Here is a 15,853-nt window from a genome sequence, read left to right as displayed (position 1 = left end):
ATTCCTGGACCAGATGGAATTAGTAGAGTAGCGCGCTTATAAGCAGTATATTGCATCAAGCTTTCGCTATGGCACTTGCCAATGCACGATGGGTAGCGACATCATTTGACAATTCGTGTGCATTTTCCTTCTTTAAGAATTTGTACACAAGCTCATGCGAAATTGGAGTTGAAGAACCGTCAGGATCTTCCCATTCTGGGCAGTTTTTATGCATGTGGTCAACTAACTCAAAGCGATCCATGTGCCCAAATTGCTTCCACAGATCGCCTAAAATTGCCTCATCAGCTTCACTCAATTCATCAAGAGATTCCAAATGTATTTCATCGCTTGATAATCCGATATCGTAATTACTTCCGCGATTGGCGATGAATTCTGACCATTCATCGCTATTTATCAGACCATTAATAAGATTAAGCGTTATTGATGGTACAGGCCCATGGTCCATTGACACAAATTTATCATAAAACATAGGATCATCAAACCGATCCATATATTCTCGCTCTGCTAAATACAAAAGTTTAACGAGCTTTAGAACTTTAATCTGGCCGCCGGATTGTATTGCGAAATATGCCGCAGCATGAGCAGCTTTTCTCGGATTATAACCCCAAGTACCTACCATATTTGGAATTCTAACCATCTACGTCTCCTGCCTCAAACCGTCATCAAAATTCTATAAACTATTAGCTCAGAAGTTTAACGATAAGTTAAAGATCGCCTTGTAAATTTCCCTTACCACAACTTGCTATTTAAGCGTTTAAATAATAGCGTCAAGTAAATTAAACAACCTCTCCATACATAATCAGGTGTAAGAATACCTATAAAATGGGAAAAACAGATTCTTTTCATATAGATACTTAGAATGTACAAAATATAAAAATATTCTGCCTTACGTATTCATGGAATCGAAGAAATCGTCGTTGGATTTGCTCTGTTTGAGTTTGTCGAGCAGGAATTCCATGGCGTCGGTGGTGCCCATGGGGTTGAGGATACGGCGGAGGACCCACATTTTCTGCAAAGTCGCCTTGTCGACGAGAAGTTCCTCTTTCCGGGTGCCGGACTTGGTGATGTCGATGGACGGGAAGACGCGCTTGTCGGACAGCTTGCGGTCGAGAATGATTTCCGAATTACCAGTGCCCTTGAATTCCTCAAAAATCACTTCATCCATGCGCGATCCGGTATCGATCAGGGCGGTGGCGACGATGGTCAGCGAGCCCCCCTCCTCAATATTCCGGGCGGCACCGAAAAAGCGTTTCGGCCGTTGCAGGGCGTTGGCGTCAACACCACCGGTCAGCACCTTGCCGCTGGACGGCACCACGGTGTTATAGGCACGGGCGAGACGGGTGATACTATCGAGCAGGATGACAACATCACGTTTATGCTCGACCAGTCGCTTGGCTTTCTCGATCACCATCTCGGCAACCTGAACATGGCGGGCCGCAGGTTCATCAAAGGTGGAACTAACCACTTCGCCATTGACCGAGCGCTTCATGTCAGTCACTTCCTCGGGCCGCTCATCGATCAGCAGGACAATCAAATAGATTTCCGGGTTGTTGGTGGTGATGGAATTGGCGATATTCTGTAAGAGAACGGTTTTACCCGTGCGCGGCGGTGCCACAATCAGGGCCCGCTGGCCCTTACCCTGCGGTGAGACCAGGTCGATCACGCGGGCGGAATTGATATTCTTGTCGGTCGGATCGTTGGTTTCAAGCTTAATGCGCTCGTCCGGGTAGAGCGGTGTTAGGTTGTCAAAATTGATCTTGTGGCGGGCCTTTTCCGGATCCTCAAAATTGATAAACTGAACTTTCAGGAGCGCGAAATACCGCTCCCCGTCCTTGGGACTGCGGATTTGCCCCTCCACCGTGTCGCCGGTGCGGAGCGAAAACCGCCGGATCTGGCTCGGGCTGATGTATATATCATCGGGACCGGCGAGATAGTTCGCATCCGGGGAGCGCAGGAAGCCAAAACCGTCCTGTAATATTTCCAGCACCCCGCCGCCGGTAATTTCGGCGCCGTTCTCGGCTTCATGCTTGAGGATGGCGAAGAGTTGTTCCTGCTTGCGCAGCGTCGAGGCATTCTCGATTTCGCGCGCTTCGGCAAGGTCCAGGATTTCTGCCGGGGATTTTTTCTTAAGTTCTTGAAGATTCATTGATATTTCTACAATTAAAAAGGGAGATTGAGGGCGTAAACGGAGAGATTACTTTTCAGGATATTCAGCGCTGGGCCGAGATAAGATTGCTCTTTCAGTCGTGAGGCAATGTGACCGTGGAGATTGATACAGTCTAAGAAGTTAACCCCTCATGCCAGTTTTGGCGGCATTAGTCAACTGAAATATGGCGCGATATTGCCGCTCAGAACGGTTTGACGACCACCAGAAAGACGATCAGGATCAGCAGGACCGTCGGGATCTCATTGACCATCCGGTAGAATTTAGCGGATCGCGTATTAACATCCCGCTCGAAATCCTTGCGCCATTTGGACAGGTTGCCGTGAAATGCCCCCATCGCGGTGACCAGAGCCAGTTTCACCCAAATCCAGTAATCGGCAAAATTCACAACTCCCGGTATTCCGATCAGGATCACGCCGAGAATAATGGTCATGATCATGGCGGGGTTGATGATTCCGCGCAGGAGCCGCCGCTCCATGATCTTGAAAGTCTCCGACTTGTCCGATCCCGGTTCCGCATCAGCGTGATAAACGTAAATCCGCGGCAAATAAAGCATTCCCGACATCCAGGCAATCACCGAAATGATATGCAGGGATTTAACCCACGGGTAGCTTTCAATCAGAAAATCTTCCATCGTTACTAAACCTCAACGCGTTGATATATCACTTACTTTGGGGGTTCCGGCAATTCGATCGCGCAATTGCCAAATTTCGCCGGACAGATGCGCCCACCATCATTACTGGATATATTATTGGCTTCAAGGTTTAACACCATCTCACCGAGCCCGGCAATAAATTCTGCGGAGATTCCAACCGTCTCCACCCGGTGATAGCTTGCTATCCCGGCGTCTTTTGCAATTTCAGCATACTCGATGTCAAGTTCCACCAAAGTTTCCGAATGCTCCGACACAAAGGCAATGGGGACGATGACCAGATTGAGGTTTTCCGCTGCCGCCCTGCGAATTTCATCGTCAGTTGACGGTTGCAGCCATTTCATTGGCCCAACCCGGCTCTGGTAGCAGATTTTCCAGTCGAGACCCGGGCGGGCGAGCCGATCGACGATCTGCACCGCTGTCTGCTCGATCTGCCATTGGTAGGGATCGCCCGCATCGACAATTTTCTGCGGCAAGCCATGGGCGGAAAATAAAATCCGGGTCGGTTTCCCGTCGAGTTCAAGCAATTTTGGCGCAATCAGACGTGCATAGGCGGAAATCAATCCCCGCTCCGACGGATAACAACAGAGGCTCGCCGTTGGCGTCATGACGCCAGCAGATTTCGCCGCCCGTCGCCAATCCTTGAAGGAGGACGCCGTCGTTGTTGAGGAAAACTGCGGATAAAGCGGCAACAGAAGAATTTCGTCAGGATTAAACTCCCTTACTTTTTTCGCCACCGCGTCGCTTTGCGGATGCCAGTAGCGCATGACGATGAATGTCGCGAAGGTATCCTCGTCTGCATGAAGATCAAGCCAGGATTGAAGCGCGTCTTTTTGCGCCTCGGTTTGCGGAACCAGCGGCGATGATCCGCCCATATGGGCATAAATCTTTTGCGCGATCGGTGCCCGCCGCCGCGAGATCAGCTTTGCGATCAGCCAGCGGACGGGGAATGGCAACCGGATGATCGCGGGATCATTGAACAGGTTGAACAGGAACGGCTCGACTGCATCCAGACTATCCGGGCCGCCTAGATTGAACAGGATCACTGCTTTTCGGGCCATTCCTTTTGTCTCACTTGCTACTGTTGCGGATTAACTCACTCAGGCGCGCCACATGTTCGGGCGGCGTCTGTGGCACGATGCCGTGACCAAGATTGAATATAAACGGTCCGTTCCCCAGAATTCGGAGAATATTCTCGATCCGCCGCTCCATCGCCGCACCGCCGGTTACCAGCAGCATCGGGTCAAGATTTCCCTGAACGGGAAGCTGCGGCTGCAGGACTTTCGCTGCCCAGTCGAGCGCGGTTCCCGTATCGAGGCTGATTGCAGTGACACCTGTCTCCTCGACAAAGGGGATAATGTTAGCCCCCACGCCCTTGGGGAAGCCAATGACGGGCAATTCCGGATATTGGGTACGCAGACCCTCGACGATGCGTTTTGTCGGCTCTATGACCCATTTACGAAAACTATCATCGGCGAGAACCCCGGCCCAGGTATCGAAAATCTGGATGACCTCCGCGCCGGCCTGGACCTGACGCACGAGATAGGCAATGGTCGCCTCGACCAGAATATCCATCAACTGGCCAAAACCCTCCGGATCACTATAGGCCCACTGCTTGATATGGGCGTAATCCTTCGATCCCTTCCCCTCCACCATATAACTTGCCACCGTCCATGGCGCCCCGGCGAACCCGATCAGGGTGCAGTCTTTCGGAATGGAGCTGCTCAAACGCTCGACCGTTTCATAGACCGGCGCCAAAGTTTCATGGATCCTGTCGGGATTAAGGGCGGTCAGGGCCGCGGCTGAGCGGATCGGCTCCAGCACCGGCCCCTCGCCCTCACGATAGGCAAGCGGCTGACCGAGCGCATGGGGAATGAGCAGGATATCAGCAAATAAAATCGCCGCATCCATGCCGTAGCGCCTCAAGGGCTGTAACGTCACCTCTTCGGCAAGCGCCGGATTATAGCAAAGGTCGAGAAAATTACCCGCCGTCTCCCGTACCTTGCGATATTCTGGCAGGTAACGGCCAGCCTGACGCATCAGCCAAAAAGGCGGCCTGTCTGTGATCTCCCCTGACAGGGTTCGAAGTAAGCGTTTCTCTTGGGGATTTGTCACGACGCACACCTTCTCAAAACTTATCCCTTTCAAATATATATTTTAAATAAAAGGTGGTAGTTGTTGTTGTTTGCTGTGGTTTACGGGGATTAAATTTTATCAACGTCCTTTTACGGAATTCTGGGGATAAAATCCAGCTTTTCAACTATTTGTGCATAATTAGCCGGAAAAACCACATCTTGTCGTGTATAAAACCGTGGATAACGGGGATAACTTGAATAAACAGGTAGAATTTTTATTTCATCCCCGTTCTCACTGCCTCCCGTTTAGCATAATTCACAGGCGGATTGTTCAGGTTTAAAAAACACCATATCGGGGAGGAATTTTTTGGGCTTTTGCCAGAAGCCATGTTATCCCTGTTATTCCCGTTATCCACAGGTACATAAATATCCGGTATGACTGAATTTCAACTTCATCTGGTTTCCGATTCAACCGGCGAAACCCTGCAGTCGATGACCAAGGCGGCGCTCGTCCAGTTTGAGGGGATCACCCCGATCGAGCATGTCTGGAGCCTAACCCGCACGGTGCGACAGCTTGATGATATTCTTGATTCCATTGCAAAAAAACCGGGTTTGGTGCTTTATACGCTGGTTAACAAGGAAATGCGCGATGTGCTGGAAATGGGGTGTCAACGGCTCGCCGTGCCTTGTGTTTCTGTACTCGATCCGGTGCTCGGCGCTTTCTCAAGCTATCTTGGCCAGAAAATCCGTCGCCTGCCCGGCCGTCAGCATATGCTGGACAAGGATTACTTCGGCCGGATTGAGGCGCTTAATTTTACCATGGCTCATGATGATGGCCAGATGCCCGACGGCCTGAACGAGGCGCAAATCGTCCTTGTCGGGGTGTCACGCACCTCAAAGACGCCGACCTCGTTCTATCTTGCCCATCGTGGCTATAAAACCGCAAATGTGCCGATTGTGCCGAATATCCCGATGCCCCCGGCATTGTTCCGGCTCAGCGACCCATTGGTCGTTGGCCTGACCACCAGCCCTGAACGGCTGTCGGAGATCCGCAAGAACCGGCTGCTCAGCCTGCATCAGACCGTCGATACCGACTATGTCGACCGCGAGCGGATCAAGGAGGAAGTGATTTTCGCGCGCAAAATGTGCACCCGCGAGAACTGGCCGATCATCGATGTCTCCCGGCGCTCGGTCGAGGAGACCGCCGCCCAGATCATCACCCTCTTTAACCGCCGTCAGCAGAAGCCCGCATGATGACGGACATCCCGGCTCTCATATTGGCCTCGCAAAGCCCGTCGCGGGCGCAACTGCTGCAACAGGCGGGACTCAAATTCGATATCCGCCCTGCCCTCATTGATGAGGAAGAGGTCAAGCATGCGATGTTCGGCGAAAAGGCCCCGGCAACCGATGCTGCCGTCGCCCTTGCCGAGATGAAGGCTGCGAAAATATCGCGTGGTGATCCGCTGGCGCTGGTGATCGGTGCCGACCAGATCCTGGAATGCAACGGCATCTGGTTCGACAAGCCCGTCGATCTCGATCATGCCAGCGCCCATCTGACGGCCCTCAGGGGTAAAACCCATATTCTTGCCAACGCGGTCTGTGTCGCCAAGGGTGGATCGGTCCTCTGGCGCCATGTCACCATCGCGCGCCTGACCCTGCATAATTTCAATGATGCGGTTCTCGATGCCTATCTGGCCGCCGCCGGGGAGGCTATCCTTACCTCGGTCGGGGCCTATCAGTTCGAAGGAATCGGGGTGCAGCTTTTCAGCAAAGTGGAGGGCGATTTCTTCTCGATCCTCGGCCTGCCGATGCTCCCCCTGCTGGATTTCCTGCGCGGCCATCATATCGGACTGGCGGCATGACGCCGGGCGCGAAAAAAGTCGCCGGGGTGATGGGTTGGCCGATCAGCCATTCGCTATCGCCGCGCTTGCATGGCTACTGGATCGAGAAATACGGCCTAAACGCGGACTATCGCGCCTGGCCGGTGAAAGCGGAGGATTTGGACGCCCGCCTCCGCCAGCTTGCCAGTGAATGCGAGGCGGAGGGGGCTGTATTTCGCGGCACCAACCTCACCATTCCCTTGAAGGAACAGGCGCTCTCGATTGTCGATGAGCTTGATGCCTCGGCGCGGCGGATTGGCGCGGTAAATACAGTGGTGGTGGGCAAGGACGGTCGTTTGATTGGCCGCAATACCGATGCCATCGGCTTTACCGACAGCCTTGGCGAACATATGGAGACGACTGGCCTTGCCGGGGGGACGGCGCTGGTGCTGGGGGCGGGCGGCGCGGCGCGTGCCGTCGCCACCGCGCTTGTCGATCTCGGGCTTGGCAAGATCCTGATCTGTAACCGCTCCGAAGCCCGCGCGCAAAGCCTCGCTGCGGATATTGGCGACGGCGCGCAAAGCCTCGCCTGGGAGGCCCGCGCTGATGTCCTCGACGCGGTTGATATCCTTGTCAATTGCACCAGTCTCGGCATGAGCGGCCAGCCGCCGCTCGATATTTCCCTTGATCGCCTGAAAAAATCGGCGGTGGTCAGCGATATTGTCTATGTCCCCCTTGAAACGGACCTGCTGAAAATGGCAAGATTACAGGGCAATGTCGCGGTTGATGGTCTCGGGATGCTGCTGCATCAGGCAAAGGCGGGGTTCGCGGCCTGGTTCGGCGTCACACCGGGAGTTGATGCGGCGCTCCGCCACCATGTTTTGCAAGGATTGACACAGAAATGACGATGATTCATATCGGCCTGACCGGCTCCATCGGTATGGGAAAATCCACGGTTGCCAGTATGTTTGAATCGCTCGGGATTCCGGTCTATGACGCGGATGCCGAGGTTCACAAGCTCTATGCCAAAGGTGGCGCCGGGGTCGAGCATTTGCGCAACACCTTTCCGGCGGCGGTGGTTGATGACGCGGTTGACCGCAAACTGCTGGGCGAGCTGGTGGTCGGCAATGAGGCCGAGATCAAGCGGCTTGAACAGATTATCCATCCCCTGCTCGCCGACGGGCGCGCCGCCTTTTTCAAGGCGGCGGAGGCTGCGGGCCATGACATTGTTGTTTTCGATATTCCGCTGATATTCGAGACCCGCGGTGAGGACCGGGTGCATAAAATCGTTGTGGTCTCCGCCCCGCACCATGTTCAGAAAGCCCGCGTTCTGGAACGGCCCGGCATGTCCGATGAGAAATTTGAGGCGATCCTGGCCCGCCAGATGCCGGATGCAGAAAAACGCGAACGGGCCGATTATATCATCGATACGGACATCCCGATGGAAGAGACATTTGCGCAGGTGAAGGCGATTGTGGAAGAGTTGAAAAATGCGTGAAATTGCCCTCGACACGGAAACCACCGGCTTCGACCCTGCCACCGGCGACCGCATCGTCGAGATCGGCTGCGTCGAGCTGATGAACCATATCCCGACGGGCGAGGTGTTTCACTGTTATGTCAACCCGGAGCGGGACATGCCCGACAGCGCCTTCAAGGTGCATGGCCTGAGTACGGAATTCCTGCTTGGTCACAAAGTCATCGCCGAGGAGATCGAGGGGTTTCTCGCGTTTATCGGGGAGGCCCAGCTGGTGATCCATAATGCCCAGTTCGACATGAAATTTCTTAATGCCGAACTGGTTCGGCTCAAGCGTCCACCCTTGCGGATGGCGCGCACGATCGACACGGTCAGCATGGCACGGCGCAAGTTTCCGGGGGCGCAGGCCAGCCTTGACGCCCTCTGCCGCCGTTTCGCCATCGACAATTCGGCCCGCACCAAGCATGGCGCTTTGCTCGATGCGGAATTACTGGCGGAAGTCTATCTGGAACTGATCGGCGGCCGTCAGCGCGGCTTCTCGCTCGCAAGTGAGGAGACGGGCGGCCTTCGCGCCGTCAACGTTGAGACCCGCACCCCGCGCCCGCATGAGGCCAGCGCCGCCGAACGCGCCGCCCATGCGGAATTTCTCAAAACCATCACCGATCCGCTCTGGCTGGCGAAATAGCGGTATTCAGTCAGGGCTCGGGAAGGCTCAGGCGGTGCCGGCGGGGGCCTGCTGGGCGGTTTGCTGGGCTTTGTGATCCCGGAATAGATTAGCAAAATCAATCGGGTCGAGCAGCAACGGTGAAAAGCCGCCGTCGCGGGTGGCATCGGCAATGACGCGGCGGGCGAACGGGAACAGCAGTCTCGGGCATTCGATCATGCAGACCAACTCCATGGTGTCCGCCGGGAAGTTCATCAACTGGAACAGGCCGCCGTAAACCAGCTCGACGACAAAGGCGGGCGCCTCATCATGCTGGCCCTTGGCCTCGATGCGAAGTTCAACTTCATACAGGTTCTCGCCGACCGCCTTCGCCTGTATATTCACCGCCATGGTCACGGCGGGCGCGCCTTTTTCGGGCGACAGGCTGTCCGGCGCATTGGGATTCTCGAAGGACAGGTCCTTCACATACTGGCGAATAATCGCCAATGTCGGTGACTTCTGCGGCTCGGCCGCCTGGGCGCCGTTTGCGGCCTGTTTATCCTGTCCGTTTTCTGACATTAATGGGTCTCTCCTGATTTTAGTATAGCCGCGCGTGGGGCCGGAAAAATATTGACAAAGTGGTTAACATGGATGCGCGGCGGCGACAAGGGGAAGTCCGCTTCCGTCCCGCCTGCCCGTCGTTTTTTTGGCTTATTTATTCTTCGCCCAGGGGCTGTCGGCATTGCCGGGACCGTGGGGGCCATCGCCGCCACTGCTCCGGTTGCGGTCATCGAGCGATTTCGCATCCGGCTCAATGACCTCATAGTCGCCGTCGATAATCGGTCCGCCGCCCGCGCTGCTCGCGCCGCCACGCGGGCCTCTACCACCCGCGCCGCGATTGACCGCGACAAAGCGCGTGCGTGAGGCGACATAGCCCGCCAGCGCCCGGCGCAGTGGCGGCAGGAACAGCAGAAAGCCGATGGCATCGGTGACAAAGCCCGGAATTAACAGGAACAATCCGGCGATAGCGAGAAAGATTCCCTCGAAAATTTCATGGACCGGGGTTTCGCGCCGCTCCAGCGCCGCACGGGCCCGCATCAGCACGCCAACCCCCTGTATCCGGAGCAAGGCCGCCCCGATCACAGCGGTGACCACGGTGATGAGAATGGTATTTAGGGCGCCAATCTCGCTTCCGACCTTGATGAAGACCATAATCTCCACCAGCGGAATTCCGATCACGGCTGCCAGAATTAATAATGCCAAGCTTGTTTATCCTTGCCAGAGTTTCTATGTAACCAGTAAGAGATTGTTAATTGGGCATCTCTTATAAGATACTGGACCTTAGCGACGTAACTCGTTAACCTCCATCTTGAACTGCCCTTTACATAAGGGCTATTGGAAACTTTACCAAACTCAATTTGAAGATATTATTATGGACGATGGATTTCAGTTCCTGGACATTATTTTGCTCGCCGCCGTTGCGGGGTTTATTTTCCTGCGCCTGCGAAGTGTCCTTGGACGGCGGATGGGCCACGAACAGGCACCGCCCGAAGAAAAGGCACAGCGTCAGCCGGAAGGCCACAAAGCAGCCGATCTCGACGACAGCCAGACGGAAGACAATATTGTTCTCTTGGGTGACAAGTCCAAACGGCCCTCCACCAGCCCATTTGGTGGCAGCGAGCTTGCCCGAACGTTAAGCCAGATCCGCCAGATAGACCGGAGTTTTGACCAGACCAGCTTTACCGCCGGGGCACAGGCCGCCTATGAAAGCATTGTTGTTGCCTTCGCCCAGAGCGACCGGGATACTTTGCAGGCCCTGCTCGCCGACGATGTCTATGATAATTTCGCCCGCTCGATTGACGAGCGCGAGGCGGAGAAACAGGTGATGTCGACGGATATCGTTGCCATTCATTCGGCGGATATCATCGAGGCAAATCTCGTCAACAAGGAAGCCGAGATCACCATCAAGTTCGAGGCGGAAATGATTTCGATGACCAAGGACGAGGATGGCATTGTCGTTTCCGGCTCAGCGCAGCCGCAGACGGTGCATGAGATCTGGACCTTTGCCCGCGACCTCAAATCGCGGAACCCGAACTGGCTTCTGATCACCACCCGCAGTGCCAACTGACGACGGAGGCCGCACGATGGCGATGGCATCCTTCCGGTTCCCGTTTTCCCGGCCGCTTTCGCGCAAGACTTGGATAACCACCATGGTGGCGGGCCTCGTTCTGGTCGTTGTTGGGACGCTGGTCTGGTTATATGAACGCGGGCAAGTAACGGAAGACAATCTGAACATTCGCGCCGTGAGCTTTTCCGATCTTCCCGGCTGGCCGGAGGCGGACTACACCGGCTTTCGCGCCGCCTTCGTTAAATCCTGCCAAAAGATAGCAACCCTGCCAGCGACACGCGAGATGGGCGGGGTCGGCATTGCCGGCACCGCGGGTGACTGGCAGCCGCTTTGTGAGGCGGCACTCGCCCTGCCGCCGGGACCCGAGTTGTTGCAGTCCTTTTTCGAGAGCCATACCACCCCCTTCCAGATCCTCAACAACACGGAGGAGACCGGGCTTTTCACCGGCTATTATGAGGCCAGCCTGAACGGCAGCCGGACCCGCCAGGCGCCCTATCTGACGCCGCTGTACCTGCGCCCGCCGGAGCTGGTGATGGTCGATCTCGGCCAGTTTCGCGACGAATTGAAGGGTCAGCGTATCGCCGGGAGCGTGGTTGGCGGAAACCTTGTCCCCTATCCCGACCGCACCGGGATCGAGGGTGGGGCGCTTGCGGACCGCGCGCTTGAGCTGGTCTGGGTCGATAGCGCCATCGACGCCTTTTTCCTGCATATACAAGGCTCCGGCGTGGTCGAGATGGATGACGGCACAACGCTTCGCGTCGGGTATGCCGCCCAGAATGGCCATCCCTATTTCGCCATCGGCCGCGAGTTGATCGACAAGGGCTATGTGGCGAAGGAAGACATGTCGATGCAGGCCATCCGCGACTGGTTGGAGCAAAACCCCGACAAAGCGGCGGAATTAATGCAGAAAAACGCGTCTTATGTGTTTTTTCGTGAATTAAGCGGCGACGGCCCGGTCGGGGCGCAGGGTGTGGAGCTGACAGCGGAGCGCAGCCTTGCGGTCGATCGCAAATGGTTGCCGCTCGGCGTGCCGATGTGGCTGTCAACCGAGGTCGCGCCCGCCAGCGGCGAGATGAAATCGGCGCCGTTCCGGCATTTGATGATGGCGCAGGATACCGGCGGCGCCATTCGTGGACCGGTGCGCGGCGATGTCTTCTGGGGCCATGGCGATCATGCTTATGAAATGTCCGGCGGCATGAAAAGCGACGGCGAGATCTGGATCCTGCTGCCCAAATCTTTGGCGGCGAAGTTGCTGCAACGGCCGACGTCCTAACTTTTCTGGTGCAAGCGGGCAGCAGACGGTATAGTTTGGGGTGAAATAGGGAGTTATAAATGTCCGTTCCCCCAGTTAAGAAAAACGTGGCCCTGTTTGTCACCTGCCTTGTCGACCTCAACCGCCCCTCCGTCGCCTTTGCCGCGATCAAGTTGCTGGAACAGGCGGGATGCACCATTATGGTGCCGGAAGCCCAGACCTGCTGCGGTCAGCCCGCCTATAATTCCGGTGATAAAAAAAGCGCAAAAGAGATCGCAACCCAGGTTATCCGGGCGTTCAAGGGCTATGACTATGTGGTTGCCCCGTCTGGTTCCTGCGCCGGCATGATCCGCCACCACTATCCGGAGCTGTTCAAGGACGATGACACCATGATGGTGGAGGTGACCGAGCTGTCGGCGCGCACCTATGAGCTGACGTCCTTCCTGCAGGACGTGCTGGGCTTTACGCCGGAGAATGTCCGCCTTGAAAAATCCCTGACCTATCATGACAGTTGCAGTTCCCTCCGTGAAATGAAGGTGCGGGAGCAGCCACGGGCGATGCTGGGCGCGGTCGCCGGGCTTGATGTACGTGAGGCCGCGGACAGCGAGGCCTGTTGCGGGTTCGGCGGGACATTCTGCCTCAAATATTCGGAAATCTCCGCCTCCATGGTCGATACCAAGATCGATAACCTGCTGGCGACCGGGGCGGACATGCTGGCGGCGGGCGATCTCGGCTGCCTGATGAATATCGCCGGGCGGCTGCAGCGGCGCGGCGCGGACATGAAGGTCGTCCATGTCGCCGAAATCCTGGCGGGCATGGCCGATGGTCCCGGCCTCGGTGAGGGGGAGACCTGATGCAGGTTACCAGCCGCCGCTTCAAACAGGGCGCCCATGACGCGCTCAACGACAAGAACATCCAGAGCGCCTTTTCCAAGGTGAAGGGCGGCTTTCCCGTCGCCCGCGCCAAATCCGTCGCCGACCTGCCCGAATTTGATTCTTTACGCGATGCCGCCGTCGATCTCAAGAACCATTGCCTCGAAAATCTCGACTATTACCTTGAGTATTTCGAGGATCAGGTGATCCTTCAGGGCGGCATGGTCCATTGGTGCAGCTCCTACGCCGAGGCGCGCGACGTGGTGCTGAAAATCTGCAAGGACGTCAACGCCCGCACCGTGACCAAGGGCAAATCCATGATCACCGAGGAAATGGCGCTCAATGATTTCCTCGAAAGCAACGGGATCGAGCCGATCGAGACCGATCTCGGTGAATATATCATCCAGCTTGCACATGAATATCCAAGCCACATCATCGCCCCCGCCCTGCACAAGACCAAGGATCAGGTGACAGAGCTGTTCCATGATCACCATGGGAAATACGGCCTGACCGAGCGCCTGACCGATCCGCAGGCGCTGGTCAATGAGGCCCGGAGCGTACTGCGCGATAAATATGTCGCCGCCGATGTCGGCATTACCGGCGCCAATTTCCTGATTGCCGAGACCGGATCGACGGTGATCGTCACCAATGAGGGTAACGGCGACCTCACCCAGTCGCTGCCGAAAACCCATATTGCCGTCTCCAGCATCGAAAAAGTCGTGCCGACGCTGGAGGACGCAAGCCTGCTGCTCCGCCTGCTGGCGCGGTCGGCGACCGGTCAGGAGATGTCCGTCTACACGACCTTCTCCACCGGCCCAAAACGGCGCGCGGATCTTGACGGGCCGAGCAGTTTTCACGTCGTTCTGGTCGATGCCGGGCGCAGTGATCTACTCGGGAGCGACAAGCAGGACCTGCTCCGCTGCCTCAAATGTGGCGCCTGCATGAACCATTGCCCGGTGTATCAGGCGGTCGGCGGCCATACATACGGCTGGGTCTATCCGGGCCCGATCGGCGCGGCGCTCAATCCGCAGATGGTCGGTTTGGAGGAGGCGCGGCACCTGCCCAATGCCTCGACCTTCTGTGGCCGTTGCGAGGAAGTCTGCCCGGTCCGCATTCCGCTGCCTAAAATCATGCGGCACTGGCGTGAGGAAGCGTTCGAGAAGCAGATTACGCCGAAACCGGAACGCTGGGGCATTGGCCTTTGGGCGTTTTTCGCCAAGCGCCCCGCCCTCTACCGGATCGTAACGCGCCTTGGCGCCCGCAGCCTTCGCCTTGCCGCCGGAAAGCGGGGCCGCCTTAAAAAGCTGCCACTTATGTCCGGTTGGACCTCGGTCCGGGATTTCCCCGCGCCGGAGGGTGCGACCTTCATGGACCAGTGGAAACGGCAGCAGCGGGGGCAGAAATAATGACGCCGCGCGAAAAAATATTCGGCCGTATCCGTGAAAATCTCGGTCGTGGCCCGCGGGAGGGGAACGCCGCCGAGGCGCTCCGGTCGCGGATTACCGGTCATGTCCGCCAGATTATCCCCGCCCGCGCGCAAATTCCCCATGCCGCCCAGGTCGACATGTTTCAGGCTAGGGCCGAGGCGCTGGCGGCGACGGTCAGCCGCGTCGCCTCCCTCACCGAGGTGCCGGAGGCGGTGCAGGACTACCTGACCGGCCATAACCTGCCGTCCCGGATCAAGATGTCGCCCCCGCCCGCGCTTGATGGCATTCCGTTCGATACCCTCCCGATGATGGAGATTACGCGCGGCCCCGCCCATATCAGCGACGAGGTTAGCCTCACCCCCGCCTTCACCGGCATCGCCGAGACCGGCACGCTGTGTCTCGCCTCGGGGCCGGAGACGCCGTCAACGCTGAATTTCCTGCCCGAAAACCATATCGTTATCCTGAAGGCGAGCCAGATCACCGGCACGCTGGAGGATAGCTGGGACCGTCTTCGCAAAACCTATGGCGAGGGCAACCTGCCGCGCACTGTCAATTTCATCTCCGGCCCGTCGCGCACCGGCGATATCGAGCAGACCCTGATCATGGGCGCCCACGGGCCCCGCCGCCTTCATATCGTGATTGTGGATGATGGCCCGGAAGTCTGACCGCCCGCTCGGCCTGTCCCGCGCCGACCGCACCCTCTGGGATCATGTTGCCCGCAGCATCGATCCGCTGGACAGCGACCGCTTTATTGGCGGCGCGCCGGACGACCCCATAAAGGTGGGTAACCCCGCGACCCCGAAATCCACCATAGTGGTGCCGAAAAAGGCCCCGGTTGTCCCGCGGGAACGGCGCGCCCTCACCGCCGCCGAAATACGGGAGGCTCTGCTCGGCGGCCACGGCACGGAATTCAGCGGGATGCATGAGGGGGCGGAGGCCACGCCATCCCGCCGCCAGAATGTGCCGGGTCTCGACCGGCGAAGCTCGGAACGCCTCAGGAAAGGCCAGATGGAGATCGACGGCCGGCTCGATTTGCACGGCCTGACCCGCGCCGCGGCGGAGCGGCAGCTTCGCAGTTTCATCACCACGGCGCAAGGGCAGGGCAAGCGCTGCGTACTGGTGATCACCGGCAAGGGCTCCTCGACGAAAAAAACCGACGATGCCCCCTTTATGGTGCCACAAAAACCCGGCATTTTACGCGAAGCAGTGCCAAAATGGCTTCAAGGGCCGGAATTACGGCACCTTGTTATTGACATTCGCGCCGCGCAGCCGAAACATGGCGGCAGCGGTGCCCTTTATGTTTTGCTTCGAAGGCGGCGCGGCTGAACAGTATTAGTATAAGGATA

At 57.0% G+C, this 15,853-nt stretch carries 18 protein-coding genes; 11 read left to right on the top strand and 7 right to left on the bottom strand.

Features of this window, described 5'->3' with window-relative positions:
• Positions 1 to 55 precede the first annotated feature (55 nt).
• The 5 genes from ACESNI_RS14600 to hemE form a co-directional block, all read right to left on the bottom strand.
• Entirely contained in the window at positions 56 to 637 is a 582-nt protein-coding gene (locus ACESNI_RS14600) for a Panacea domain-containing protein (RefSeq protein WP_373088202.1), read from the bottom strand.
• Between the two features lie 249 nt (positions 638 to 886).
• Positions 887 to 2,146 carry a transcription termination factor Rho gene (gene rho / locus ACESNI_RS14595; protein WP_373088199.1) on the bottom strand — a complete coding sequence of 420 codons (1,260 nt, stop codon included), beginning with the start codon at positions 2,144 to 2,146 and terminating at the stop codon, positions 887 to 889.
• Between the two features lie 202 nt (positions 2,147 to 2,348).
• Positions 2,349 to 2,798, bottom strand: a complete 450-nt coding sequence (hemJ, locus tag ACESNI_RS14590; RefSeq protein WP_373088196.1) for a protoporphyrinogen oxidase HemJ — start codon at positions 2,796 to 2,798, stop codon at positions 2,349 to 2,351.
• 32 nt (positions 2,799 to 2,830) lie between these two features.
• Positions 2,831 to 3,877, bottom strand: a complete 1,047-nt coding sequence (gene hemH, locus ACESNI_RS14585; protein WP_373088193.1) for a ferrochelatase — start codon at positions 3,875 to 3,877, stop codon at positions 2,831 to 2,833.
• Positions 3,878 to 3,887: 10 nt separating this feature from the next.
• Positions 3,888 to 4,931, bottom strand: a complete 1,044-nt coding sequence (hemE, locus tag ACESNI_RS14580) for a uroporphyrinogen decarboxylase (protein WP_373088190.1) — start codon at positions 4,929 to 4,931, stop codon at positions 3,888 to 3,890.
• A gap of 395 nt (positions 4,932 to 5,326) precedes the next feature.
• Here hemE and ACESNI_RS14575 point away from each other — a divergent pair, with 395 nt between their 5' ends.
• Genes ACESNI_RS14575 through dnaQ form a run of 5 tightly spaced genes read left to right on the top strand, consistent with a single transcriptional unit; the run spans position 5,327 to position 8,870 of the window.
• Positions 5,327 to 6,145 (top strand): pyruvate, water dikinase regulatory protein, encoded by an 819-nt coding sequence (locus tag ACESNI_RS14575; protein WP_373088187.1) that lies wholly within the window; start codon positions 5,327 to 5,329, stop codon positions 6,143 to 6,145.
• The gene (locus tag ACESNI_RS14570) at positions 6,142 to 6,753 is read left to right on the top strand and encodes a nucleoside triphosphate pyrophosphatase (protein WP_373088186.1); all 612 of its coding nucleotides are present in this window, start codon (positions 6,142 to 6,144) and stop codon (positions 6,751 to 6,753) included. Before ACESNI_RS14575 ends, ACESNI_RS14570 begins: the two co-directional genes overlap by 4 nt.
• Entirely contained in the window at positions 6,750 to 7,616 is an 867-nt protein-coding gene (locus tag ACESNI_RS14565) for a shikimate dehydrogenase (RefSeq protein WP_373088185.1), read from the top strand. Before ACESNI_RS14570 ends, ACESNI_RS14565 begins: the two co-directional genes overlap by 4 nt.
• Positions 7,613 to 8,209 carry a dephospho-CoA kinase gene (gene coaE / locus ACESNI_RS14560; protein WP_373088183.1) on the top strand — a complete coding sequence of 199 codons (597 nt, stop codon included), beginning with the start codon at positions 7,613 to 7,615 and terminating at the stop codon, positions 8,207 to 8,209. The genes ACESNI_RS14565 and coaE overlap by 4 nt, the downstream gene beginning before the upstream one ends.
• Positions 8,202 to 8,870 carry a DNA polymerase III subunit epsilon gene (gene dnaQ / locus ACESNI_RS14555; RefSeq protein WP_373088181.1) on the top strand — a complete coding sequence of 223 codons (669 nt, stop codon included), beginning with the start codon at positions 8,202 to 8,204 and terminating at the stop codon, positions 8,868 to 8,870. Before coaE ends, dnaQ begins: the two co-directional genes overlap by 8 nt.
• Positions 8,871 to 8,897: 27 nt before the next feature.
• Here dnaQ and secB read toward each other — a convergent pair whose 3' ends face one another.
• Complete coding sequence (secB, locus tag ACESNI_RS14550; RefSeq protein WP_373088178.1) at positions 8,898 to 9,407, bottom strand: protein-export chaperone SecB; 510 nt, start codon at positions 9,405 to 9,407, stop codon at positions 8,898 to 8,900.
• Positions 9,408 to 9,539: 132 nt separating this feature from the next.
• Positions 9,540 to 10,091: an FxsA family protein gene (locus ACESNI_RS14545; protein ID WP_373088176.1), complete on the bottom strand. Its 552-nt coding sequence runs from the start codon at positions 10,089 to 10,091 to the stop codon at positions 9,540 to 9,542.
• Between the two features lie 169 nt (positions 10,092 to 10,260).
• Here ACESNI_RS14545 and ACESNI_RS14540 point away from each other — a divergent pair, with 169 nt between their 5' ends.
• From ACESNI_RS14540 to ACESNI_RS14515, 6 genes are read left to right on the top strand one after another with little or no spacing between them, the layout of a single operon-like run.
• Entirely contained in the window at positions 10,261 to 10,956 is a 696-nt protein-coding gene (locus ACESNI_RS14540; protein WP_373088174.1) for a Tim44/TimA family putative adaptor protein, read from the top strand.
• 16 nt (positions 10,957 to 10,972) lie between these two features.
• Positions 10,973 to 12,229: a murein transglycosylase A gene (locus tag ACESNI_RS14535; protein ID WP_373088172.1), complete on the top strand. Its 1,257-nt coding sequence runs from the start codon at positions 10,973 to 10,975 to the stop codon at positions 12,227 to 12,229.
• A 59-nt stretch (positions 12,230 to 12,288) separates the two neighbouring features.
• Positions 12,289 to 13,062: a (Fe-S)-binding protein gene (locus ACESNI_RS14530; protein ID WP_373088169.1), complete on the top strand. Its 774-nt coding sequence runs from the start codon at positions 12,289 to 12,291 to the stop codon at positions 13,060 to 13,062.
• A complete protein-coding gene (locus ACESNI_RS14525; protein ID WP_373088167.1) occupies positions 13,062 to 14,486 on the top strand; it encodes a LutB/LldF family L-lactate oxidation iron-sulfur protein in 1,425 nt (474 codons plus the stop codon). Before ACESNI_RS14530 ends, ACESNI_RS14525 begins: the two co-directional genes overlap by 1 nt.
• Positions 14,486 to 15,172 (top strand): lactate utilization protein C, encoded by a 687-nt coding sequence (locus ACESNI_RS14520; RefSeq protein WP_373088165.1) that lies wholly within the window; start codon positions 14,486 to 14,488, stop codon positions 15,170 to 15,172. The genes ACESNI_RS14525 and ACESNI_RS14520 overlap by 1 nt, the downstream gene beginning before the upstream one ends.
• Complete coding sequence (locus ACESNI_RS14515; RefSeq protein WP_373088163.1) at positions 15,153 to 15,833, top strand: Smr/MutS family protein; 681 nt, start codon at positions 15,153 to 15,155, stop codon at positions 15,831 to 15,833. The genes ACESNI_RS14520 and ACESNI_RS14515 overlap by 20 nt, the downstream gene beginning before the upstream one ends.
• Positions 15,834 to 15,853 lie beyond the last annotated feature (20 nt).

It is taken from the genome of Sneathiella sp. (genome assembly GCF_041689005.1).
In the GTDB taxonomy this organism is placed as follows: domain Bacteria; phylum Pseudomonadota; class Alphaproteobacteria; order Sneathiellales; family Sneathiellaceae; genus Sneathiella.
The sequence above is the reverse complement of the archived record's forward strand: the minus strand, read 5'-3'. Positions and strand labels throughout refer to the sequence as shown.